Source organism: Dongia sp. P2_B8, assembly GCF_056404715.1.
In genome coordinates this window covers 273,391-296,798 of record NZ_JBFUDM010000002.1, presented here as the reverse complement: position 1 = coordinate 296,798, position 23,408 = coordinate 273,391, and the positions used below count along the sequence as shown (strand labels likewise).

Here is a 23,408-nt window from a genome sequence, read left to right as displayed (position 1 = left end):
ATCCGATCAGCTTAAGTCTGGTGAACCAAAGATTGGTGAACTGAAGAATTGGTGAACTGAAGACTGGCTTATACGTAGGCGACGCTAGCCCAGATCGCCGTTCCGGCTCAAGCTATGGGGTGATCGAGTGCTGCTGTGCGAGGCGGCGGCGAAGATGAACCCAGGTCGAGGCGGCGCAGAAGCGCTCGATGGAATCCAAGCCAAAGCTGGTTGTGCCGCCTGATCTCGAAGGCCTGCCGGCGGATTGGGCCGAGACCGAATAGTCTTTACGCCGCGTGATTTTTGTCTGGAGCGGCGGCATTTCCCTCGAATCCAATCTAATCAAGGCTGATGGCAGCCAATCTCACCACCATTGGGTGCGAATTCGCGCAAATTGATGTGTGGGACCTGTCACTTCGGTAAGGCGATCCATGACCCACTTCTCAATCATGGCAACACCGCCATGCAACAAATCCGAGTGGGGATTTAGGAGATGATCATGAAAACCAAGATGAATGCCAAGCGTGACGTTTGGACTCTGATCGCGGTGGCCGCGGTCGCCACTATGGCTCTGACCGCCCCGAATGCGGCATTTGCCAAGACGGTCAAGATCGGCGGAACGCATACGCGCCAGGAAATCGGCGCCACATGCCGGGCCGGCGGCGGCATCGCCATCAATACGGAAGGCACCTCTGGCACTTATGAATGCCACAACCCCGACAGACAGACCAGCATCTACTGCAATGCCAATGGCAAATGCGACGGCTGGGTGCCGAACATTGCCGTCCGGAAGCAGACATACGCCAACCCGAGTCAGATTCTGACGGACACTGTGGAGTAGATGCACCACGGAGTAGATGACTGTCGGGAGAGGCGTTCCAACGCTTCTCCCGACTACCGGCGCGCGATGCTGTCGGCGATCTTCTCAGATGCTTGGCCGCTCAGGCCACGGGTTGATCGCCGTTCCGGCTCAGCGTTGCCACCAGATCCGCAGGCGCCGTCACCGGGGCGGAGCAGGTTTGCCGCCGGCAGACATAGGCTGTGGCCTTGCCGCCGACCTGTGTTTTGCCGGCAGCAGGATGAGCAGGCGGGAGCACCCCACTGTCCGCGACGATCTGCAGCACCGCGGTGGGCAATCCCTGGCCGTGGAAGGCGCGCAGCAACGCCTGTGTGTCTGCCGCCTCAGCCACGCCGATGATCACGACATCCACGGCGTTGAGATGGAAATCATTGCCGTTGAGGAGATTGGCAAGCGGGAAGAAGTTGCGCTGGATCTCGCCGGCGAAGGCGCCGAGCAGAGCCTCGCCGCGCTTGAGATAGGCCTCGTCGCCAGTCAGATGATGGAGCCGCGCCAGGACCTCGACCATGGTGCCGTTGCCGCCGGGGGTGGCATTGTCGTTGGCCGATTTGGTGCGGATGATGATGTCGCTGGTGTCATCGGCGCTGAAGAAATAGCCATCCGCCGCTTTGTCCCAATAATGCGCATCGAGATCGGCGACGATTTTCCGTGCAGCCGTGAGATAGCCGTCCGCGCCGCTCGCCTGATAGAGCATGAGCGCGCCCCGGGCGAGATTGGCATGATCGTCGAGGGTCGCTGGATGCGCCAGCCGCCCTGCCCGCCACGCATGTTTCAAGCGGCCTGATCCATCGCGCATGTTGCCGTCGATGAAGGCGAACGCGTCTTGCGCGAGCTTCAACCAGTCCGGTCGTTCAAAGACCTGCGAGGCCTGCGCGAGGCTTGCGATCATCAACCCGTTCCAATCGACCAGGACCTTGTCGTCCCAGCCGGGACGGATGCGCATGGTGCGCCGCGCCAGCAATTTCTGCCGTGCTGCCTCAAGGCGCTTCTCATCAGTCTCGATCAGCAGGCCCGCCTGGTGGCCGCGGTTGAGGATGTTGGTGTCCTCCCAATTGCCGGCGGCACTGACGTCATAGACATGCTTGAAGAAATTGGACTCAGCGCCCAGGACCTCATCGATCTCGGCTTCGTCCCAGACATAGAATTTGCCTTCGACGCCTTCGGAATCGGCATCGAGGGAGGCTGCGAAGGCCCGATGCCCTTGAGCATCGGGCTCTGCCAGCATTTCGCGTTTCAGCCAGCCGACGATCTCTTCTGCGCGGGTCTTGAAGAGTGGTTCCCTTGTATCGCTCCAGGCTTCGGCAAGCTGCCCCAGCAATTCGGCATTGTCGTAGAGCATCTTTTCAAAATGCGGCGCCAGCCAATCGGCATCGGTCGAGTAGCGGGCAAGGCCACCGCCAAGATGATCGTAGATGCCACCCTGCAGCATGCGGGTGAGGCTCAAGAGCACAGCTTCGCGGTAGCGCCCGTCACCATTTCGCAAATAAGTGCGCCACAGCAGGTTCATGACCGAGGCTTGCGGGAATTTCGGGGCACCGCCGATACCGCCTTTGACCAGGTCGACTTCCTGCAGCAGCCGTTCGGCGATGCGGTCCATCACCTCTGCTGAAATCTCACCACCACCTTGCGGCGATGAGAGACGCTGCATGGCTTCGGCAAGGCCGGCGACGTTCTTGCCGACCTTCTCCTTGTCATTGTGATAGGCGTCGGACAAGGCCGTGAGCACATCGCCGAAACCTGGCCGTCCATACCGCGGCTCCTTCGGGAAATAGGTGCCGCCCCAGAAGGGCTGCCCATCCGGCGTCAGGAACATCGTCAGGGGCCAGCCGCCTTGCTGGCCCAGCAGCGAGAGCGCCTGCTGATAGATCTGGTCGAGGTCCGGCCGCTCCTCGCGATCGATCTTGATGTTGATGAAGAGGTCGTTCATCTGCGCAGCGATACCGTCATCCTCGAAACTCTCATGCGCCATGACATGGCACCAATGGCAGGCGGCATAGCCCACCGAGAGCAGGATCGGTTTGTCGGCCGCTTTGGCCTCGGCGAGGGTGGCATCGTTCCAGGCCCGCCAATCGACCGGGTTGTCCTTGTGCTGCAACAGATAGGGACTGGTCTCGTGGACCAGGCGGTTGTTGGGATTGGGTTTTGTGGTGTGGGTGGGCGCTGCGTGTCGGGTCATGATGCCGGAGAATGTGGGCGAAACAGGAGGTTAATCAATCTGTTTTCCACGGCCAGGGCGAGGCAGGCGTCCGAATAACGGCGAGACGGTCGTGCCAGGGTCGCCAATCTGTGTCTGGTCTATAATAAAATCAAATATATCAATATGTTGATTGGGTTATTCCTCGAACGGGAATACGAACTCGACAATCCAGTCGATTGTTTCGCCATCGCTGGCAAAAGGTAGCTGGATGCCCATGATCCTGCGTACGCAGCCGTCCAGATGGTGTTCCTCGGCATAAAGGCGTGGCTGGCGGCTGGCAACGATGCCGTCATAGTCGCTGATCAGGATGGTGTTGAATTCCGGCATCTCGTGGGTGCTGTCGAGATAGCTGCCGCTGAAATCGGCCCCGACGATCGCCGCTGCCGCCGGCCCGTCCCTGACCACAAAGTAGCGGCGCCGTTTGCCGTCCTGCTGCACCTCGACCAGGCTGGCATGGTCCACGGCTTCCGGAAAGGCGGCCAGGGTTGCGCTGGTATAGACCGGCAGTCTGCCTTTGTCGCAGAGCCTGTCCCAGATGTCCCGCAGGCGCAGCAGGCGGGGGTCGGGTTCCCGGTCGAGGTAATTGATGTATCCGGTCATGTCCTCACAATATCAGCAGACGGGTCCTCGGCGGGAGGGCGGCCCGGCTCTGTCACGCTTTTGTTCTGGCAAGCTTTTGTTCTGGCTGGCCATCGGCTAGTGTCGCGCGAGACCAGATAAGCCCTTTCGGGCGGGAGTTCTTGATGAAGATCAATGTCGATATCGAATGTTCGCCGGAAGAGGCGCGCGCCTTCTTTGGCCTGCCCAACGTGGCACCGATGCAGGATGCCGTGATGCAGGAAGTCCAGGACCGGGTGATGGCGTCCATGAAGGGCACGGACGCCGAGACACTGCTGAAGACCTGGGTGCCGGCTGGCGTCGCGGGTCTGGAACAGATTCAAAAGATGTTCTGGCAAAGCCTCGGCCAGTCCGGATTCAATCCCACGGGTTCGACCCCCAACACCAAATAGAGTCACGCGCAAAAAATGCCGTCGCATTCAAAGTCCACTCATGCCAAGCCGGGTGACCCGGCTCCTTACTTCGAGACTCATCTGTTCGCTTGCGTGAACGAACGGCCGGCCGGGCACAAGCGCGGTTGTTGCAAGTCGCGCGGGGCCGAGCCGCTGCGCAATTATATGAAGGCGCGGACCAAGGAACTGGGCATCACCAACATCCGTGTCAATCAGAGCGGCTGCCTTGATCGTTGCGAATTGGGGCCGACCTTGGTGATCTACCCGGAAGGCATCTGGTACAGCTACAAGACGGTCGAGGACGCCGAGGAAATCATTCAGCGCCATCTCATCAAGGGTGAGCGCGTCGAGCGCCTGATGCTGCAGCCGGAAGACAAGGTACCGGAAGATCGCGTGGCTGTTGCCAAAGCGGGGCCCCGCGTAACGGCGGAATGAGCCCCGACAGGACGACGGAGGACACGATCTTCGCGCTCGCCACGCCGGCGGGCCGTTCGGGTGTCGCCGTCTTTCGCATCTCCGGGCAGCGCGCTGCTGAGGCGCTGGAAACACTGACGCAGCGGCCCTTACCGGCCGCGCGTGTTGCCGTGAAGCGGCGGTTTTATTCATCGGCGGCGACTGCCCCTCACCCTCTCCTCGCAAACGCGGGGCGAGGGAATCGACAGAGCTCTCTCGCCCCGCACAGCGGGGAGGGGGCGGGGGGTGAGGACCTATCTGCCATTGACGACGGCCTCGCCCTCTATTTCAAAGCACCAGCGAGCTTCACCGGCGAGGATGTGGTCGAACTCCACACCCATGGTGGTCCGGCGATCATCGCGGCGATGGCAGCAGCACTGCAACGACTGGGCCTTCGACTTGCTGAAGCGGGCGAGTTCACGCGACGCGCCTTCGATCATGGCAAGCTCGATCTTCTGGAGATCGAGGGGCTTGCCGATCTCATCGCCGCCGAGACCGAGGCGCAACGCCGGCAGGCCTTGCGCCAGGCGGAGGGTGAGCTCTCGAAGCTCTATGAAGAATGGCGCGGCGCGTTGATCTCGGCGCTCGCGCGCATCGAGGCGGCGATCGATTTTCCCGACGAGGATCTGCCCGACGGGCTGATGCTGCTCATCGACGAAACCATGCGGGCCTTGTCTGAAAGTATCGAGATGCATCTGGCCGACAATCATCGCGGAGAGATGCTGCGGGACGGTCTGTCGGTGGCGATCCTGGGTGCGCCCAATGTCGGCAAGTCGAGCTTGCTCAACCGTCTCGCCGGTCGCGATGCCGCGATCGTCTCGGCGCGCGCTGGCACAACGCGCGATGTCATCGAGGTGAAGCTGGATCTCGACGGTTATCCGGTCCTGATCGCCGACACGGCGGGGCTGCGCGAGAGCGGTGACGAGACCGAGCAGGAGGGCATGCGCCGGGCGCTGCAGCGCGCCGAACACGCCGACCTCAAGCTGGTGGTGTTCGATGCCGCGGCTGGATCGGATTTCGATCCTGCGGTCGTGGCGCAGATTGACCCGCAGGCGATTATCGTATTGAACAAGGCCGAATTGGCGACATTGCCGCCGGACGTGGTGATTGCCGGCCACCGCGCGCTGTTTGTTTCGGCGGCGACGGGGGCGGGGATAGAGACGCTGGTGGCCGCCATCGCTGAGAAGGCGGCGCGGTTCCTGAGCCCGGGCGCCCAGCCGGCCTTGACCCGGTTGCGCCACCGGGCGGCGCTGGAGCGGTGCCTTGGCGCCCTGCAACGCGGGCTTGGTGCGCCGGTGATTGAGTTGAAGGCCGAGGATTTGCGGCTGGCGGTGCAGGCCCTTGGGCGGATCACCGGCCGGGTGGAAGTCGATGATGTTCTTGATTTGATCTTTCGGGAATTCTGCATCGGCAAGTAATCAAGTCATTGTAAAATATGGTAAATTTGAAATTGTTTCACGTGAAACATGAATAGCGACATGAAATTCGACGTTATTGTGGTGGGTGGCGGCCATGCCGGGACAGAGGCTGCGGCTGCGGCCGCGCGCCTTGGCGCCCGCACCCTGCTCCTCACCCATGACCCGGCCAAGATTGGCGAGATGTCCTGCAACCCGGCGATCGGTGGCCTGGCCAAGGGTCATCTGGTGCGCGAGATCGACGCCCTCGACGGGATCATGGCGAAGGCCATCGACCAAGGCGGCATCCAGTTCCGGATGCTGAACCAGTCCAAGGGCCCGGCCGTCCGCGGTCCCCGCGCCCAGGCCGACCGCAAACTCTATCGCCAGGCGGTCCAGGCGCTGCTCGCCGAGCAGGCCAATTTGACCATTCTCGCCGGGGCGGCTGGCGATCTTGAAATTGATACGGCCGGTCGCGTGGCAGCTGTCATCACGGAAGATGGACGCCGGCTGGCCTGCGCGGCCGTCGTCCTGACCACGGGCACGTTCCTCAACGGCCTCATCCATTGCGGTGAAGAGCGCATCTCGGCCGGCCGGGTCGACGAGGCGCCGTCGAAGCAGCTGGCAGCGACCCTTTACCGGCTTGGCCTGCCGATGGGGCGACTGAAGACTGGTACGCCGCCACGTCTTGATGGCCGCACCATCGACTGGAAATCCCTGGAATCACAACCCGGCGACAATCCGCCGGTGCCGATGTCGTATCTGACGACCGAGATCACAACCCCGCAGATCGCCTGCGGCATCACCTATACGAGCCAGGCCGGTCACGCCCTGATCCGTGACAACCTGCACCGGGCGCCCATCTATTCGGGCCAGATCGAAGGGACGGGGCCGCGCTACTGCCCCTCGATCGAGGACAAGGTGGTGCGTTTTGCCGAAAAGGACCGCCATCAGATCTTCCTGGAGCCGGAAGGGCTCGACGACGACACGGTCTATCCCAACGGTATTTCGACCTCTCTGCCGAAGGATGTGCAGGCGGGGTTGCTGAAGACCATTGCCGGGCTGGAGCACGCCGTGATGCTACGCCCCGGCTATGCCATCGAATATGATTTCGTCGATCCGCGTGCCCTGAAGCCCAGCCTGGAACTGCGGGCGATGCCCGGCCTGTTTCTCGCTGGCCAGATCAATGGCACCACGGGCTATGAAGAAGCCGCAGCCCAAGGGCTGATGGCCGGGTTGAATGCCGCAAGGCTGGCGGGTGGAGCAGGTGAGGGCGTGACACTTGATCGTGCCACGGCCTATATCGGCGTCATGGTCGATGACCTTGTTTCACGTGGCACGGCCGAGCCCTATCGCATGTTCACCAGCCGCGCCGAATACCGGCTGCAGCTGCGCCAGGACAATGCCGACCAGCGGCTGACACCCTTGGGTCTTGCCTGGAATTGTGTTGGAAAAGCCCGGGAATCCGCCTTTTCCGCCAAGATGGCGGCGCTGGAGACGGCCCGCACCACCATGCAATCGCTCTCAGCGACGCCCAACGATCTGAAGGCCCAGGGCTTCAATATCAACCAGGATGGCCAGCGCCGGACAGCCTTGGGGCTGTTGGCATATCCTGAGATCACCATGGGGCGCCTGGCCGAGATCTGGCCGGAAGTCGGGGCCTTTGCGCCGGAAATCGCCGAGCAGATCGAGATCGACGGCCGCTACGCCGGCTATTTGAAGCGTCAGGACGCTGACATCGTCGCCTTCCGCAAGGATGAGGCACTGCTGCTGCCGGACGACCTCGATTATGACAGCATCGGCTCGCTGTCGACCGAAGTCCGCGAAAAGCTGAAGGCCGCCCGGCCGGCATCCCTCGGCGCTGCGCAGCGGATTTCCGGCGTAACACCCGCCGCCCTCACCATCCTGCTGCGCCATGTGCGGCGGCACCGGGCCGAGAGGCAGTCAGCTTGAGGTTTGGCGGTTTGAGTGCTGCTGGCGGGAGTCTTCAGTTGCTGACGCCCCCTCTCCCTAGCCCTCCCCCACGTTGGGGGGAGGGGACTTTAGCCAGTCCAAAACTCCCACTTGTGAACACCCTCGCTCGAACTCCCTCCCCCCGACGTGGGGGAGGGTCGGGGAGAGGGGGCCCGCTATGACCCCCGCCGAATTCACCTCTGCCATGAGCGGCATCGGCCAAAATGTTTCACGTGAAACATTTTCGGCCCTCGAGACCTATGCCGCCCTTCTCCGGAAGTGGCAGGCGAAGATCAATCTGGTGGCCAAGGACAGTCTGCAGGAGCTTTGGCGGCGACATTTCCTGGATTCAGCCCAGCTGTTGCCGTTGCTGCCACCCGGCAACGACCCGATCACGGATCTGGGCTCCGGCGCCGGTTTCCCTGGCCTGATCCTCGCGATCATGACGGACCGGCAGGTGCATCTCATTGATTCCGACCAGCGCAAGGGTGCCTTCCTGCTGGAGGTGGCGCGCCAGACTGGTGTTCTGGGGAGGGTCCAGGTCCACACCACCCGGATCGAAGCCGCAAAAGCTTGGGGATCGCCGATCATCACCGCCCGGGCGCTCGCATCCCTGGATCAGCTGCTGGCCTGGGCCGAGCCCTATCTGACCACGGGGACGACCTGCCTGTTTCTAAAGGGCGCCAAGGCGGAAGATGAATTGACCGCGGCCAATGGCTCTTGGACAATGGGCGTCGAGCGTCACCAGAGTCTCACCGATTCCAGCGGCGTCATCCTGAAACTTCACAACATCCAGCGGCGGGGCCAGCTTTGACCGACAAGAATATGCATCCCCGCATCATGGCCGTCGTCAACCAGAAGGGCGGGGTCGGCAAGACCACCACCGCGGTCAATCTCGCGACCGCCTTGGCCGCCTGCGGCAAGCGGGTGCTGATCATCGATCTCGATCCGCAGGGCAATGCCTCGACGGGCCTTGGCCTTGAGGCCGCACAGCGCGAAACCGGCTCCTATGAAGTCCTGGTCGACGGCGCGAGTATCGTCGCGGCGACACAACCCACGATTGTACCCAACATGTCGATCGTCTCGACGACGCCGGACCTGGCTGGCGCCGAGATCGAGCTCATCGATCTTCCGCGCCGCGAATACCGGCTGAAGGATGCGCTGGCGGCCACGAGCCTTGCCTATGATTTCATCCTCATCGATTGCCCGCCTTCCTTGTCGCTGCTCACCTTGAACGCGATGGTGGCGGCCGATTGCATCCTCGTGCCGCTGCAATGTGAATTCTATGCGCTGGAAGGCCTTTCGCAGCTGATCAAGACGGTCGACCGGGTGCGCCAGCATTTCAACCCGGTGCTGGAGATCCAGGGTGTCGTCCTCACCATGTACGACAAGCGCTCCAGTTTGAACGAACAGGTGGCGGCCGATGTGCGTGCCCATTTCGGCGCCAAGGTCTATGAGACCGCGATCCCGCGCAACGTCCGCATCGCCGAGGCGCCGAGCTACGGCAAGCCCGCCTTGCTCTACGACATCCGCTGCGCGGGATCCCAGGCCTATATCCATCTGGCATCCGAGCTGCTGCGGCGGGAGCAGGGGCTCGAAGGACGATCGCTGAAGGTGGCATAACGAAGACCCCCTCTCCCTAACCCTCCTCCGCCGTCGGCGGGCGGGGGAGGGAACTCGATCCAGACTGAAACGCGATATTGAGTGCACCCTCGCTGGCACTCCCTCCCCCCAACGTGGGGGAGGGTTGGGGAGAGGGGGAGCAATTGAAGACCAGAGCCTTAAGGTAAAAACATCATGGCGAAAAAACATCTGGGCCGCGGGCTCTCGGCGTTGCTGGGGAATGATACGGTGGCGGCCGTGACATCGGAGGCAGTGAGCGCACCTGTTGCCGGCCAGCGCCATGTCTCGATCGAGCTGCTGCATCCGGGCAAATACCAGCCGCGCGGCACGTTCAACCCGCAGGCCCTTGAAGACCTCGCGCAATCGATCCGCAGCAATGGCGTGCTGCAGCCCATCCTGGTCCGGCCGCATCCCAACCGTCCGAAGGGCGAGTTCGAGATCATCGCCGGCGAGCGCCGCTGGCGCGCGGCACAGATGGCGCAGCTCCACGAGGTGCCGGTTGTCGAGAAGTCGCTCACGGACCGTGATGCCCTCGAGATCGCACTCATCGAAAACATCCAGCGCCAGGATCTCAATCCGCTTGAGGAGGCGGAAGGGTATCGCCGCCTGATGGACGAGTTCAAATACACGCAGGAGGAACTGGCTGAGCGGATGGGCAAGAGCCGTTCCGGCATCGCCAATCTGCTGCGCCTGATGGACCTGCCCGGTGCCGTGCGCTCGATGCTGTCCGACGGACGCCTGACCGCGGGGCACGCCCGCGCGCTGCTCAAATGTTCGGACCCGGTGAGCCTTGCCAGTGAAGTGGTGGCGCAGGGCCTTAATGTGCGCCAGACCGAAAAGCTCGCCGAGAATTACAAACCGAAATCGCTGCTGAAGACGCTGAAGGCCAAGAAGGCACCGAAGGAAAAGGACGCCGACACCAAGGCCCTGGAACATGATCTGGGATTAAAGCTCGGCCTCAAGGTCGAGATCGATTTCAACGGCAAGGGCGGCAGCGTCACCCTGCATTATAAGAGCCTCGACCAGCTGGACGGCATCATCGCCAAGCTTGGGTGAGGGCTCAGCACCAGCCGGCACGTTTGCCACCATCATAGGCGCGTGCGAGGCCAGCACTGATCAAGATGGCGCCCAACGACTGGCCGTCGATCATGACCAGCGCATCGATGCGCCCGCCATATTTGTCCCAGCCGATGTCGCTAAAGACGATGGGCTTCTGCTTCGCCTTGGCCTGCGTGATAAGAAAGCGGGTGAGGGCAGTGGCCTTGTTCGCTGCCTGCCGTTCGCGATCGCATTTGCCGCGCGTCTCCGGCGTGTCGATCCCGCGCACCCGCACCTTGACCGGCTGCAACTCCATCGGCAGGCCAGGGAGGTGCACCTTCAGCGTATCGCCATCGACGGCGCCCAGCACCGGCCAATCATAGCGGCCGTCTGATATGACATTGGCGGCAAGCGGCGCCGCCGCAACTGAGAGGATCGTGGCGAGGACAAAAATGCGGAGGAGGCGGTGCGATCGAAACATCGCCCATCAGCACAACATCCGTTGAGTCGCCGCAAGCGACCGGGGCGGGAGATGATGTTCAGTCTTTCGCGTTGAGGGCTCGATGCGGACTCCCTCCCCCCTTGCCGACAATCGGCGGCAAGGGGGGAGGCGAAGTCATCACGGGAGAGCTCAAAACGTCGTCGCGATCTCCAATCCCAGGGCGATCTTGCCGGCATAGATTGCTTGCGGGCCGGTTTGCATCGGGTGGTAGCGGGCGCCCTGGATGTCGCGGAACAGGCGCTCAAGCCCATTGTCGCGATAGAAGGCGGCACCACCGGCGGCTTCCATGGCGAGCTCGACCGCGGCGATGGCATGGCGCGCCACGAGCGATCGCCCGATCATGATCTCGTTGGTCGTGGCCGCCCCCGGCATCGCCGTCATGGCCGTGGCGACCATTGCCCCGTGGGCATATTGCGCAGCACGCAGCTCCGTTTCCATCTGCCCGATGAGTGCCGTCACATGATCGTTCGGCCGCCGTTTCTGCGCCAGGTCAATGGCGCGCGACCGCGCCGCTTCGGCAACACCGAGATAGGCGGCATAGATCAGCGGAAAGGCGATCATCGAAATGATGTGGAAGAGGGGGTGCCATTCGCCCTGCTTGCGCTTCAGCGCGACACCCGCCTCCGGCACCACATGGCCGTCAATCTCCACATCGTGGGAGCCGGTGCCTCGCATGCCCATGGTCTTCCAGGTTGGTATCACTTTGACATGGGGCGACTTCATCGGGATGCCGAAGTGCAGCACCATCGGCCCATCAACCGGGTCTTCCAGCACAGCGCCGGTCATCAGCAGGTCGCCCAGCGGCGCGGCCGAGGTGAAGATCTTGCGGGCCGTGATGCGATAGCCATCCTCGACCTTTTCTGCCTTGCCGGACCCGGCGATCCAATCCGATCCACCGCTCGACAGCAGGACCAGCTTTTCCGCCGCCACCCGTTTCAGCAGGGGCGCCACCGGTGCTGCCTGCTGCCGCACCCAGCGCCAGGCCGGGATCGCCACCTGGTGCGTGTGCATGGAAAAGGCCAGGGCCGTTGACCCACAATGATGGGCGAGTTCAGTAATCATCCCGCAGAGGGCCTGGATGTCGGCACCCTGGCCGCCGAGATCGGCCGGCACGCCGGCATCGATGAGGCCGGCGGCCTTGAGATCGGCGAAATTCTCGGCGACGAAACCGTCCGTCTCGTCAGCCTTGGCGGCGCGGGCGGCAAAAACCGGCCCCAAGGCGCGCACGGTGGCGACGGGGTCGATTGGATCGGTCTTCCGGGCGGGCGGATTGGTCTTTTGGGCGAGCGTCATAATCATTCTCTCCTGACAGATAAGCGTCCCTCACAACCCAATGCTGTCACGTCACCGATGGGGCCTCTAGTGCAGGAAGTGTATCGATGCCTTCTGGCAAGCTCTTCTGATGCCGCCGATTTTAACGATTTCCACCCCCGCGGCGGACCGGCGGCCGGTACAGTTTTTGGACTGGCCACCCGCCGGCACCAGGATTAGCGTGGCCGGATATTCCCGACATGAGGGTGCGACCATGGAGATCAAGGCCAGCTATGGGCAGTTCTGCCCCGTCGCCATGGCGGCGGAAATCTTCTGCACGCGTTGGACGCCGCTCATTCTGCGCGAGCTGCTGTGCGGTAGCCAGCGTTTCAACGATCTCAAGCGCGGTGTCCCGCGCATCTCGCCGACACTGCTCTCGAAGCGGCTGAAGGAATTGGAACGTGCTGGTGTCGTGGTGAGCCAGACCGGTGCCGGTGGTGCGGAATATAAGCTGACGCCGGCCGGCGAAGGTCTGCGCGACGTGGTGATGAGGCTCGGCTTCTGGGGCCAGCATTGGGTCGACACCCAGCAATCGCTGAAGCATCTCGATCCATCGCTCCTGATGTGGGACATGCGCCGTCACCTCAATCCGACGCCGATCCCGCCGCGGCGGTGCACCATCCAGTTCCGCTATCCCGAACTTGCAGCGGCGAAGCAGAATTGGTGGCTGGTGGTCGAGGAGCGCGATGTCGATCTCTGCCGCATCGATCCCGGTTTCGAGGTCGATCTCTATGTCGAGGCGCCGCTGCGCTCGATGACCGCGATCTGGATGGGCCTTGCCACGGTGCAGGGCGAAGTCGATGCCGGTCGCCTCGAGCTGACCGGCGACAATGCGCTGGCCCGCACGATGCAGAAATGGCTGGGCCTCAGTCCCTTCGCCACCGGTACCCGCGCAGCGGACAATCTGGTGCGCAAGGCATCGTGAGACCGAGGTGACCCCCTCTCCCTAACCCTCCCCCACGTTGGGGGGAGGGGATTCCAGCAAGGGTGTTCTCAGTATCGCGACCATACTCGCTCTAGTTCCCTCCCCCCAACGTGGGGGAGGGTTAGGGAGAGGGGGCTTTGGTTCGTACGATCTCAACCGCTACTAGGTACCCCTACCTCTTCGACCCCATCACGGCGATTTCCATCAGGCCGCGTCTTGTGAGGGTGTCGGCGAACTGGTGCTGGCGCATGGCTTCGGCTTCGAGTTCGGTAAGGCGCAGGAGCGCGCTGCCGATGCTCTCCACCGGCCAGCGGCGGCATTGTTGCTTGAAACCGTCGACCGCTTTCCAGAAGACCGGCGGGCGTAGGGACGACATGGCGCTTTCCAGCTGCTCGCCGCGCGCTGTGCGGCTTGCCACCTGATGGAGGCGCATGAAATGCCGTGCCACGGCGCGCAGGAGCGAGATCTCGTTGGTCTCGGCAAGGTTGCGCTCCAGCTGCCGCTCAAGGCCCTTGAGGTCGCCCATGCCGATCGCCTGGCAGAGATCGTCCTGGCCGATCGCCGCCTGATCGCCGACGCAGGCCAGGGCGTCGGCGAGACTGACCTTCTTCTCGGTACCCATGTAAAGAATGAGCTTCTCCAGCTCCGCCCGCGTAATGCCGCGATCACCACCGAGATTGGTGGCGAGATAGGAAAGTGCATCGCGGTCGATCTCGATCCCGGCGGCCTTCAGCTGCGCGGTGATGAGGGCGGGGAGGGCTGCTGCCTCGTCGCGGTAGCAGGCGATGGCCGCCGCATGGGGTGCGTTTTCAAAGAGCCGCTTGAGGCTCGACTTGCCGCCGATGTCGCCGGCCTCGATCACCACCAGGCATTGGCCGCCATCCTTGTGATCGGCGAGGAGGGCGGCAAAGGCCGGCTCCACGGCATCGGTGACACGGCTGACACGCACCACGCGCCGGCCGCCCATCATGGCGATGGCGCGGGCCTCGTCGATAAGGCGTGCGGGATCGGCCTTGATATCGTCGCCGGAAAGTTCGGTCAGGCGGAACGGATCGTCCGCATCCCCCAAGATGGCGCGGCTCATCTGCATGACGCGCTCATGCACCATGCCTTCGTCAGGACCGAAGACCAGGGCGGCGGCGATTGATGCCGCCGGCTCTTTCAGGAAGCGCTCAAGCGGCTGCTTGTCAAGTTTCATGGGGGTCGAGCTTCATGGCGCGCCCGCCGGCTTTGCCTTAGCCGTGGGTGGCGAAATAGCTGGACAGGCGCAGCTTGATCAACTCGGCCAGCTGGCGTGCGGCGCGCTCGCGGGCATCGTTGCGGGCGATCAGATCCTGATAGGGTTCCTGCAGGACGCTATAGGCCAGGATCGTCCGGGTCTTTTCCTTGAGCAGCTCCTGGCCCTTGGCATTGCTCAGCAGGAAGCCTGCTTCCAGCCGCAGATCCTCGCGTTTCGTATCGCCGCCATCGGCGGTGATGGTCGAGACGATTTGTTCCTCGAGCTTGATCGTGAGGCTATAGACCGGTGAACTCGGCTGCCCATAGGGGTTGAGGCCGTCGCGTAGCGCATTGTGCAGGACCTGCCCGGTACGGGCATCGTATTTGGCCCGGCTGGCGGCGCTGAGCTCGCCAAAGGGGGCGGCAGTCCGTTCCCAGAACGGTTCCTTGATCGAGATGGCAGCGAGATTGGCATCGACCGTGCCATTGCCGCTCGGCGTCGTGCTGGCATTGCCGTACATCGGCTTCCAGCCGCAGGCGCCAAGCAGCGACCCTGCAGCGGCCAAAGTCAGGCCAGCTGCGCCGAAACGAAGGACATCTCTTCTAGACCACGACATTGACGATCCTGTTTGGCACCACCACCACCTTTTTTGGCGCCTTGCCATCGAGGGCGCGGATCACCGCATCCTCGGCCAAGGCCGCCGCTTCCGCCACCTTGGCCTCGCAATTGCGCGGCAACTGGATGGTTGCGCGCAGCTTGCCGTTGACCTGGATGGCGACGGTCGCGGATTCATCAATGATAAGCTGAGGGATGGCGATTGGCCAAGCGGTCTCGGCAAGCAGGGTCTTGTGCCCCAATGACGCCCACATTTCTTCAGCAAGATGCGGCATCATCGGGCCGATCAGCTGGGCGAGGGTCTCCAGGGCTTCCCGGCGGGCGAACAGGCCGGCAGCATCGGTCAGGGTCCCGTCCTGGATTTCCGCCAGGGTGTTGGCGAATTCATAGAGCTTGGCCACCGCCCGGTTGAAGCGGAACTTCTCGATATCCTCGGACACGCCGGCAATCGCCTTGTGGCTCGCCCGGCGCAGCGCGAGGGCGGCGTCCGGGAAGCTTTCCGGTGCCGTTTGCTGTGTTTTCAGGGCCGGCAGGGCTTCCAGCCACATGTAAGAGAGCCGCCACAGGCGCTGCGAATAGCGCCAGGCACCGTCGACACCGGCCGCGGTCCATTCCATGTCCCGCTCCGGCGGGCTGTCGGACAGGACGAACCAGCGTGCGGTATCGGCGCCATAGCCGTTGATGATGACGTCGGGGGCGACGACATTCTTCTTCGACTTCGACATCTTCTCGGAGCGGCCGATCTCGACGCCAGCCCCGGTATCCGTGCGGGTGACGGTCTGGCCTTTCCGCTCGATCTGCTCGGGCAGCAGCCATTCATTGGCGACGGGATCGCGGTAGGTCTCATGGCAGACCATGCCCTGCGTGAACAGGCCTGCGAACGGCTCGTCCAATTTCACCAGGCCCACCTGCTTCATGGCGCGGGTGAAGAAGCGCGAATAAAGGAGGTGCAGAATGGCGTGCTCGACACCGCCGATATATTGGTCGACCGCCAGCCAGTAATCGACAGCGTCCGAATCCACCGGCTGATCGTCGCGCGGCGCGCAGAAGCGCGCGAAATACCAGGATGAATCGACGAAGGTGTCGAACGTGTCGGTCTCGCGCCGCGCCGCCTTGCCGCAGCTGGGGCAGTTCACATGCTTCCAGGTCGGATGGTGGTCGAGCGGATTGCCGGGCTTCTCGAAGGTGACATCGTCGGGCAGCAGCACCGGCATGTCCTTGTCCGGGACCGGGACCGCACCGCAGGCATCGCAATGGATGATCGGGATCGGGCAGCCCCAGTAGCGCTGCCGGCTCACCAGCCAGTCGCGCAGGCGGAAGATGGTCGTGGGCTCGCCATCGCCTTGGTCTTTCAGAACCTGACCGACCTTCTTCTTCGCGGTTTCGACGTCGAGACCGTCGAGGAACTGCGAATTATAGATCGTGCCGTCATCGGTATAGGCGGTGTCGCCGATGGCGAAGGTCTTCGGATCCTCGCCGGCCGGCAGCACCACGGGAATGACTGGCAGGCCATATTTGCGGGCGAAGTCGAGATCGCGCTGGTCGCCGGACGGGCAGCCGAAAATGGCGCCGGTACCGTATTCGATAAGCACGAAATTGGCGATATAGACCGGCAAAGTCTTGCCTGGCATCAACGGATGCTCGGCCTCGATGTCGAGCCTGTAGCCGCGCTTCTCCTGGGCCTCGACAGCGGCTTCCGACGTGCCGGCAGCGCGGCATTCAGCGATGAACGCGGCGACCTTGGGGTCGGACTTGGCTGCGGCATCCGCCAGCGCATGGTCCGGCGAGACGGCGATAAAGCTCGCGCCAAACAGCGTGTCCGGGCGCGTGGTGAAGACCTCGATGCGGTCGGTCCGGCCGGCCAACTTGAAGCGCACATGGGCGCCGGTCGACTTGCCGATCCAGTTCTCCTGCATCAGGCGGACTTTTTCCGGCCAGCGGTCAAGCGAGCCCAGCGCCGACAGAAGGTCGTCGGCATATTCGGTGATCTTGAGGAACCATTGGCTGAGCTTGCGCTTCTCGACCGGTGCCCCGGAGCGCCAGCCCTTGCCATCGATCACCTGCTCGTTGGCGAGCACGGTGTGGTCGATCGGGTCCCAATTGACGAAGGCTTCCTTGCGATAGGCGAGGCCAGCCTTGAAGAAGTCGAGGAAGATGCGCTGCTGCTGGGCGTAATAGCCGGGATGGCAGGTGGCGAGTTCCTTCGACCAATCGAGGGAGAGCCCCATGCGCTTCAGCTCGGCGCGCATGTTGGCGATATTGTCATAGGTCCAGGCGGCAGGATGGACCTTCATGTCACGAGCGGCGTTTTCCGCCGGCAAGCCGAACGCGTCCCAGCCCATCGGGTGGAGCACGTTGAACCCCTTGGCGCGCTTGTAGCGGGCGACGACGTCGCCCATCGTATAGTTGCGCACATGGCCCATATGGATGCGCCCCGACGGATACGGGAACATCTCCAGGACGTAATATTTGGGGCGGGATTTATCGACCTCGGAGACGAAGCAATTCCGGGCAGCCCAAGCCGCCTGCCATTTGCCTTCCGCTTCCAGGAAATTATATCGCGACATTTTCGAGCCAGATTCTTTCGTTGTCATGGTCCGCGAAGGCGGACCATCCACGAGTTTGTCGCGTCCGAAAGAAAGTCGTGGATGGTCGGCCTACGCCGACCATGACAAAGGGGCGTGGGCCAAGGCCGAAGTTAACAAGCGTGCCCCTATTCCTGCTGGCCGGCCTACTCTTGTTGACCAGATTGGCGCAGCTGGCGGGCGCGGGTAAGTATGGCGTTTTCGAGGTCGGTGGCCGTATTGAGCGCCACCGGGGCGTCGATCCAGGTGCCGCCCTGGTTCTGCTGGCGGAACACCGAGGCACGGATGCCATCGGCACGCAGCGCGCGGCCCAGGATGTAGACATTGACCTTGAAACGCTCATCCGGGGTCGCCGGCGGCGTATACCAATCGGTGATGATGACGCCACCGAAGGGGTCGGCCGAGACCAGCGGCATGAACGAGACAGTATCGAGGCTGGCACGCCACAGCAGCGAATTGACGCCGACGCCGGCACCGCCGCCACCGGATCCGTCGTCCTTGGACTGGGCGCCGAACAGGCCGCCTTCGCCGAAGACGGTGTTGTTCTCTTCATATTGGGGGCCGGCATCGCCCTTCTGGCGCGAGGTCGGGTATTTTTCCTCGCCGCCCAGGTCGAAATTGCAGGCTGACAGGGTCAGGGCGGCCAGGGCCGACATGACGATCAGGAGAAAACGGCTCCCCTTCCGACTTTGGGCGACAAAACCGCCCGCGTGGGACTGGTCGGCACGACGATGTGGGAGTTTCATATTGACGGCCCSACGCTCTTCACCCTAAAGCCACCCTGAGGCCAGAAAATGGCTGCCCAGGAAGCGGCTCAAGACTGGTATGCGAAATCATAGGCCGTCGTCAACCTAATCGCGCTGCGGTAACGAAATCTTGGCCCCGGATACAGGCGGGGACACAATCAGGGGCCCGTTTGGCTGCCCGGTCTGAGGACTGGGCAGCCCATATAAGAAGAGTGGAACGTGCATGGGTAAAATTCTGTGGCTCGCCAGCTATCCCAAATCGGGCAACACCTGGCTACGGGCTTTTATTCACAATCTGATGCGCAATCCATCGGGTCCGGCCGATATCAACGACATGAACCTGCTGACCACCGGGGATTCCCTGGTGCAATGGTACCGGCACCTGGATCCCAGACCGCCACTTGCCTGGAAACCGGACGACATGATCCGGATGCGCCGTGGCGCGCAACTCGCCATCGTTGCCTCGAAACCGGATACGGTGATCGTCAAGACGCACAATGCCCTGGTGACGGTCGATGGCGAACAGATCATCCAGATGGATCTGACGGCCGGTGCCATCTACGTGGTGCGTAACCCGCTCGACCTGGTTCTGTCGCTCGCGGACCATTATGGCGTCGAGATCGACCGGGCGATCGAGATCATGGCCGACCCCAGCAATGGCGGCCTCGCCGACGACAAGATCGTCATCGAAGTCCATAATACCTGGTCAGCCCATGTGAAAAGCTGGACGCAGGCGCCGCATCCGGGCCTGCACGTCGTGCGCTATGAGGACATGTTGGCGAAACCGCTCCATACTTTTGGCGGCATCGCCCGGTTCATGGGGTTGAAGCCCTCCCGCCAGCGGCTGGACCGGGCCATCGAACTCTCCTCCTTCAAGAGCCTTCGGGCGCAGGAAGACGCCAAGGGGTTCGTGGAAAAGTCGCCCAAAGGGTCAAAATTCTTCCGCGTTGGCCAGGCTGGCCAATGGCGCGAGCAGCTCAGCCAAGCCCAGATCGACCAAGTGGTTGAAAATCACCGGGAACAGATGACCCGTTTCGGCTACTGGCCGGCGGAAAAGGCCCAGGCCGCGAAGCGTTCCGGCTAAGTACGCTGCATCAGCCTCGAGCATGGGATCGAGCTCGGTGATGGCCCTGGCGCCTGCCCCCACGCCGGTTGTGTTGCCGGTTTGCGCCAGCCCGACGCGGGCATTGCCGGGTCAAGACAGCGTATCAGCGGGCAGCCTGATCCGGTTCATATATCAGGACATTTCCCGGTCCTGGGGGGCGTTCGCCACGATCCCTGCCGGATTTGCGACCCCTCTTGTGGCTTTTGCGCCACAGCCTCCGAAAATTGCCACAGTGTTCGGCTCAAATGGTTTGACACCCCCCCGCCATTCCGAGAAGGTACGACGTGTTCCGGGCTGAGCGGGCTTTTTGAGTCGATCTCGTCAAGTACTTGGCAAAATCGACCCAGCAAGCCGGTCCGTGAACGAGGGGCATCCGGGCCTTCTCTAAGACCAAAAAGGTTGAGGGAAAGTCCGGTGGCAATCGCAAACTTAGGGAATCTCGAGATGAAAAAAGTTCTCCTGGGGACCTCGGCTCTGCTCGGTATCGGCCTCCTGGCCGGCACTGCTCAGGCGTCCGATGGTGTCAAATTGAGCCTTGGCGGCTTCATGAAGTCGTTCTACGGCTTTACCTTTGATGACGACTCCGATGGCGAAGCTGGCCATGACAAGAATCTGGACGGCGTCGGCACGGACGGCGAAGTCTACTTCCTCGGCAGCGTGACGCTGGACAACGGCATCACCGTCGGTACCCGTATCGAACTGGAAGCCGAGAATTCGGGCGACCAGATCGACGCCGCCTATGTCTACTTCAAGGGTGGTTTCGGTGACATCCGCGTTGGTTCGCAGGGTGCAGTCGCTGACAACATGTACATGTTGCCGCCGAGCTCGACCGCGAACTTCGGCGTGTTCTCGCCGGCGCAGATCGGTTCGGCGCTGGTGATCTCCGGCTTCGATCCGTCGCCGGTCAGCAAGCCGCAGTCGATCGCCTACTACTCGCCGACCTTCGGCGGCTTCAGCTTCGGTGCGTCGTACGTGCCGGAAGGTGGCTTTGAAGCCCAGACCGATGGCGTCGCCGACACGTTCCACCCGGATCGTCAAGATGGCGATCTCAACCACGAACTCGAAGCCGGCGTGCATTATGACTTCGAAGGCGATGGCTGGGGCCTCGCCCTCGGTGGTGCCGTGGCTTACTCCGGTGACATCGAAGAGCATGGCGATGACAGCTTCTTCGCCTTCAACACCGGTGTGAACCTGTCCTTCGGTGGTCTCACCGTCGGTACGGCCTTCACCATGAAGGATCAGCAGCGCAACCTCGACACCGATGATTCGGAAGATGCCGATGAATGGTCGGTTGGCGTTGGTCTGAGCTACAACGTCGACGCCTGGACTGTCGGCGGCGGTTGGGCTCTGCGTCACCTCGATGATGGTGATGGCGATGCTGCCAACGACGACGAAATGAGCATTCAGCGCGTCGGTGTGACCGGCTCGTATGCGATGGGCCCGGGCATCGATCTCGATGCGGGCGCGTTCTACAGCTGGGAATCGGGTGCAAACTCCGATAACCCCGCGAACGACTACGACTCGCTCGAGTTCTCGGTCGGTTCGTCGATCACCTTCTAATATCTCTCCAGCGTAAGCTGGAAAGGTTTAGGGTAGACTTGAAGGGAAGCAGGCAACTGCTTCCCTTCTTGCTTTTGCCCCTTCCCCCACTACAGCTGCTGCTTTTGGGCTGCTTTTTCGACGCCCCCGCTTTGCACAAGTGTGGCTTGGCTTCCGGGCGGCCAGCGCGCAATTTGCCGACATGAACGATTTTACCCATATCGAGTCGAACCTCGCTGCGGTCCGCCAACAGATTGCAACGGCGGCCAAGGCCGACGGCCGCGGCCCGGATGCCGTCAAGCTTGTCGCTGTATCGAAAACCCATCCTGTAGACGCGATCCTGGTCGCAATCTCAGCCGGCCAGCGCATCTTCGGTGAAAACCGGGTCCAGGAGGCGCAGGCCAAATTCCCGGCGCTAAAAGCATCGCATCCCGATCTCGACCTTCATCTCATTGGCCCGCTGCAGACCAACAAGGTGCGGGAGGCCGTGGCGCTCTTCGATACGATCCAAAGCGTCGATCGGGAAAAGCTCGCGCGCGCCCTCGCCGACGAAGTGGCCAAACAAGGCCGCAGGCCGGCGCTTTTCGTGCAGGTCAATACTGGTGAGGAGCCGCAGAAGGCCGGCGTTCATCCGGCCGAGATCGATGGCTTCTTGCATTTTTGCCGCGATGAGCTGAAGCTGGTGATCGACGGCCTCATGTGCATTCCGCCGGCCGACCAGCATCCGGCGCCACATTTCGCCTTACTGCGCGACATGGCCAGGCGCAACAGCCTTCCCTCGCTCAGCATGGGAATGAGCGGCGATTTCGAAACGGCTATCCAATTCGGCGCGACCCATGTACGCGTCGGTACCGCGATCTTCGGCCAGCGCTGAATCTGCACCCGCAAGATCGCCCTCTTCGTGTGTGGGGACGCAACATGAAGACAAATTTGTACGCCACCACATCGTTCCTCAGCCTGTCGCTGCTCGGCATCGCGGGCGCTGCGCAGGCGTCGGATGGTGTTAAGCTCAGCCTCGGGGGGTTCTATCGCAGCGCCTACGGCTTCACCTTCGACGATGACAGTCAGGGAGAGCTTGGGCACGATCAGAACCTCGACGGCTTCAGCGCCGATGCCGAGATCTTCTTCATGGGCGAGACCACGCTCGACAATGGCGTCACCGTCGGCGCGCGCGTGGAGATGGAAGCTGAGAGCGAAAAAGACGATCAGATCGACAATGTCTACGCCTACTTCAAGGGCGGCTTCGGCGATCTACGCGTTGGCGCCCAGGACGGCGCGGCCGGCAACATGTACATGCTGCCACCCGGGTCGACCGCCAATTTCGGCCCCTACTCGCCCAACATCATCGGTTCGCCGTTAAGCCCCGGCCTGTTCGATCCGGAGGCCTCGCTGGCATTGCAGGATGCGGTGATCAAGATTGTCTATTACGCACCGGTATGGAACGGCTTCAGCTTCGGCCTGTCCTATACGCCGAACGATGACGAAAAGACCGACAGTGGCACCGATCATGTGGCCAGCACCTTTCATCCCGACCGCTCCGAAGGCAGTGCCAATCACAATGTCGCCGTGGCGCTGCATTACGATTACAGCGGCGATGATTGGGGCATGACCCTGGGTGGCGCCGCCTATTGGGAAGGCGATGTCGAAGGCACCTCGGCCGACGATGCCGAACAGGCCGGTTACAATCTTGGCGCCAACGTTACTCTCGGCAATCTGCAACTGGGTGTCGCCGGCACATTGCTCGATGACGGCAACGGTGCGGGAGAAAATATCTGGATGGTCGGCGCCGGCTTTGCCTACGGCATCGATGCCTGGACGCTGGGCGGTGGTTACGCTCATGTCGAAACCGAGGAAGCCGGCTTCAGCGACAACAGCACGCTCGACCGTGCCGGCTTCACGGCAAATTACGCGATGGCTCCCGGCATCGATCTCGATGCTGGCATCTTCTACACCTGGAACGAAGCCGCCGATGACAGCGATCCCGCCGACGGCTACGACGCCCTGGAATTCGCCATCGGCTCAGCGCTGACGTTCTGATGGTGCTTCTCGGATGTATGCGTCGGTCTACATCGTCACTAACGCGCCGAACGGCACCTTATATGTTGGCGTTACCACTGATCTCATCAAACGAATCTCACAGCATCGATCTGGCGAGATCGATGGCTTCACAAAGCAATATACTCTGGCGCGTCTGGTCTATTACGAAGCACATGATGACATCAACGCTGCGATTCGGCGTGAGAAGCGACTCAAGGCATGGAACCGAGCTTGGAAAATCAGACTGATCGTCAAAGGCAATCCGGAGTGGGTTGATCTCTATGCCAGCTTGTTTGGCTAGCGCCTCCTCTCTCAAAA

The 23,408-nt window shown here is 62.2% G+C and carries 22 protein-coding genes; 14 read left to right on the top strand and 8 right to left on the bottom strand.

Features of this window, described 5'->3' with window-relative positions; all coding sequences use genetic code 11:
- Positions 1-478 precede the first annotated feature (478 nt).
- Positions 479-820 (top strand): hypothetical protein, encoded by a 342-nt coding sequence (locus AC1DWZ_RS06250; protein ID WP_477168010.1) that lies wholly within the window; start codon positions 479-481, stop codon positions 818-820.
- Between the two features lie 100 nt (positions 821-920).
- Here the strand turns inward: AC1DWZ_RS06250 and AC1DWZ_RS06245 are convergent, their stop codons facing one another.
- Positions 921-3,014, bottom strand: coding sequence for a thioredoxin domain-containing protein (locus tag AC1DWZ_RS06245; protein WP_477168009.1), 2,094 nt, complete (start codon positions 3,012-3,014; stop codon positions 921-923).
- A 156-nt stretch (positions 3,015-3,170) separates the two neighbouring features.
- Positions 3,171-3,635: a hypothetical protein gene (locus AC1DWZ_RS06240; protein ID WP_477168008.1), complete on the bottom strand. Its 465-nt coding sequence runs from the start codon at positions 3,633-3,635 to the stop codon at positions 3,171-3,173.
- 143 nt (positions 3,636-3,778) lie between these two features.
- Between AC1DWZ_RS06240 and AC1DWZ_RS06235 the strand changes: the two genes are divergently transcribed.
- The 7 genes from AC1DWZ_RS06235 to AC1DWZ_RS06205 all read left to right on the top strand — a co-directional run bounded on the left by AC1DWZ_RS06235 (position 3,779) and on the right by AC1DWZ_RS06205 (position 10,524).
- On the top strand, positions 3,779-4,045 hold the full coding sequence (locus AC1DWZ_RS06235; protein ID WP_477168007.1) for a DUF6489 family protein: 267 nt from the start codon (positions 3,779-3,781) through the stop codon (positions 4,043-4,045).
- 15 nt (positions 4,046-4,060) lie between these two features.
- Positions 4,061-4,480, top strand: a complete 420-nt coding sequence (locus AC1DWZ_RS06230; RefSeq protein ID WP_477168006.1) for a (2Fe-2S) ferredoxin domain-containing protein — start codon at positions 4,061-4,063, stop codon at positions 4,478-4,480.
- Positions 4,477-5,916 carry a tRNA uridine-5-carboxymethylaminomethyl(34) synthesis GTPase MnmE gene (mnmE, locus tag AC1DWZ_RS06225; RefSeq protein WP_477168005.1) on the top strand — a complete coding sequence of 480 codons (1,440 nt, stop codon included), beginning with the start codon at positions 4,477-4,479 and terminating at the stop codon, positions 5,914-5,916. Before AC1DWZ_RS06230 ends, mnmE begins: the two co-directional genes overlap by 4 nt.
- A 60-nt stretch (positions 5,917-5,976) precedes the next feature.
- Positions 5,977-7,845, top strand: a complete 1,869-nt coding sequence (gene mnmG / locus AC1DWZ_RS06220; protein WP_477168004.1) for a tRNA uridine-5-carboxymethylaminomethyl(34) synthesis enzyme MnmG — start codon at positions 5,977-5,979, stop codon at positions 7,843-7,845.
- Between the two features lie 178 nt (positions 7,846-8,023).
- Complete coding sequence (rsmG, locus tag AC1DWZ_RS06215) at positions 8,024-8,659, top strand: 16S rRNA (guanine(527)-N(7))-methyltransferase RsmG (RefSeq protein WP_477168003.1); 636 nt, start codon at positions 8,024-8,026, stop codon at positions 8,657-8,659.
- Positions 8,660-8,670: 11 nt separating this feature from the next.
- The gene (locus tag AC1DWZ_RS06210) at positions 8,671-9,468 is read left to right on the top strand and encodes a ParA family protein (RefSeq protein ID WP_477168276.1); all 798 of its coding nucleotides are present in this window, start codon (positions 8,671-8,673) and stop codon (positions 9,466-9,468) included.
- A 174-nt stretch (positions 9,469-9,642) separates the two neighbouring features.
- Positions 9,643-10,524: a ParB/RepB/Spo0J family partition protein gene (locus tag AC1DWZ_RS06205; protein WP_477168002.1), complete on the top strand. Its 882-nt coding sequence runs from the start codon at positions 9,643-9,645 to the stop codon at positions 10,522-10,524.
- 4 nt (positions 10,525-10,528) lie between these two features.
- Here the strand turns inward: AC1DWZ_RS06205 and AC1DWZ_RS06200 are convergent, their stop codons facing one another.
- On the bottom strand, positions 10,529-10,987 hold the full coding sequence (locus tag AC1DWZ_RS06200; RefSeq protein ID WP_477168001.1) for a thermonuclease family protein: 459 nt from the start codon (positions 10,985-10,987) through the stop codon (positions 10,529-10,531).
- 150 nt (positions 10,988-11,137) lie between these two features.
- Positions 11,138-12,301: an acyl-CoA dehydrogenase family protein gene (locus AC1DWZ_RS06195; protein ID WP_477168000.1), complete on the bottom strand. Its 1,164-nt coding sequence runs from the start codon at positions 12,299-12,301 to the stop codon at positions 11,138-11,140.
- Between the two features lie 232 nt (positions 12,302-12,533).
- Here AC1DWZ_RS06195 and AC1DWZ_RS06190 point away from each other — a divergent pair, with 232 nt between their 5' ends.
- Positions 12,534-13,244, top strand: a complete 711-nt coding sequence (locus tag AC1DWZ_RS06190; protein ID WP_477167999.1) for a winged helix-turn-helix transcriptional regulator — start codon at positions 12,534-12,536, stop codon at positions 13,242-13,244.
- Positions 13,245-13,416: 172 nt separating this feature from the next.
- Here the strand turns inward: AC1DWZ_RS06190 and holA are convergent, their stop codons facing one another.
- The 4 genes from holA to AC1DWZ_RS06170 form a co-directional block, all read right to left on the bottom strand.
- Positions 13,417-14,442 (bottom strand): DNA polymerase III subunit delta, encoded by a 1,026-nt coding sequence (gene holA, locus AC1DWZ_RS06185; RefSeq protein WP_477167998.1) that lies wholly within the window; start codon positions 14,440-14,442, stop codon positions 13,417-13,419.
- 37 nt (positions 14,443-14,479) lie between these two features.
- The gene (gene lptE, locus AC1DWZ_RS06180; protein WP_477167997.1) at positions 14,480-15,079 is read right to left on the bottom strand and encodes an LPS assembly lipoprotein LptE; all 600 of its coding nucleotides are present in this window, start codon (positions 15,077-15,079) and stop codon (positions 14,480-14,482) included.
- Positions 15,066-17,672, bottom strand: a complete 2,607-nt coding sequence (leuS, locus tag AC1DWZ_RS06175; protein WP_477167996.1) for a leucine--tRNA ligase — start codon at positions 17,670-17,672, stop codon at positions 15,066-15,068. The genes lptE and leuS overlap by 14 nt, the downstream gene beginning before the upstream one ends.
- Before the next feature lie 137 nt (positions 17,673-17,809).
- Positions 17,810-18,409 (bottom strand): DUF3576 domain-containing protein, encoded by a 600-nt coding sequence (locus AC1DWZ_RS06170; protein ID WP_477167995.1) that lies wholly within the window; start codon positions 18,407-18,409, stop codon positions 17,810-17,812.
- 223 nt (positions 18,410-18,632) lie between these two features.
- Here AC1DWZ_RS06170 and AC1DWZ_RS06165 point away from each other — a divergent pair, with 223 nt between their 5' ends.
- From AC1DWZ_RS06165 to AC1DWZ_RS06145, 5 genes are all read left to right on the top strand, one after another.
- Positions 18,633-19,493: a sulfotransferase domain-containing protein gene (locus AC1DWZ_RS06165; protein ID WP_477167994.1), complete on the top strand. Its 861-nt coding sequence runs from the start codon at positions 18,633-18,635 to the stop codon at positions 19,491-19,493.
- A gap of 465 nt (positions 19,494-19,958) precedes the next feature.
- Positions 19,959-21,074 (top strand): porin, encoded by a 1,116-nt coding sequence (locus AC1DWZ_RS06160; RefSeq protein ID WP_477167993.1) that lies wholly within the window; start codon positions 19,959-19,961, stop codon positions 21,072-21,074.
- A 181-nt stretch (positions 21,075-21,255) separates the two neighbouring features.
- Positions 21,256-21,927, top strand: coding sequence for a YggS family pyridoxal phosphate-dependent enzyme (locus tag AC1DWZ_RS06155; protein WP_477167992.1), 672 nt, complete (start codon positions 21,256-21,258; stop codon positions 21,925-21,927).
- Between the two features lie 44 nt (positions 21,928-21,971).
- On the top strand, positions 21,972-23,090 hold the full coding sequence (locus AC1DWZ_RS06150; protein WP_477167991.1) for a porin: 1,119 nt from the start codon (positions 21,972-21,974) through the stop codon (positions 23,088-23,090).
- Between the two features lie 13 nt (positions 23,091-23,103).
- The gene (locus AC1DWZ_RS06145; protein ID WP_477167990.1) at positions 23,104-23,391 is read left to right on the top strand and encodes a GIY-YIG nuclease family protein; all 288 of its coding nucleotides are present in this window, start codon (positions 23,104-23,106) and stop codon (positions 23,389-23,391) included.
- Positions 23,392-23,408: the final 17 nt, after the last annotated feature.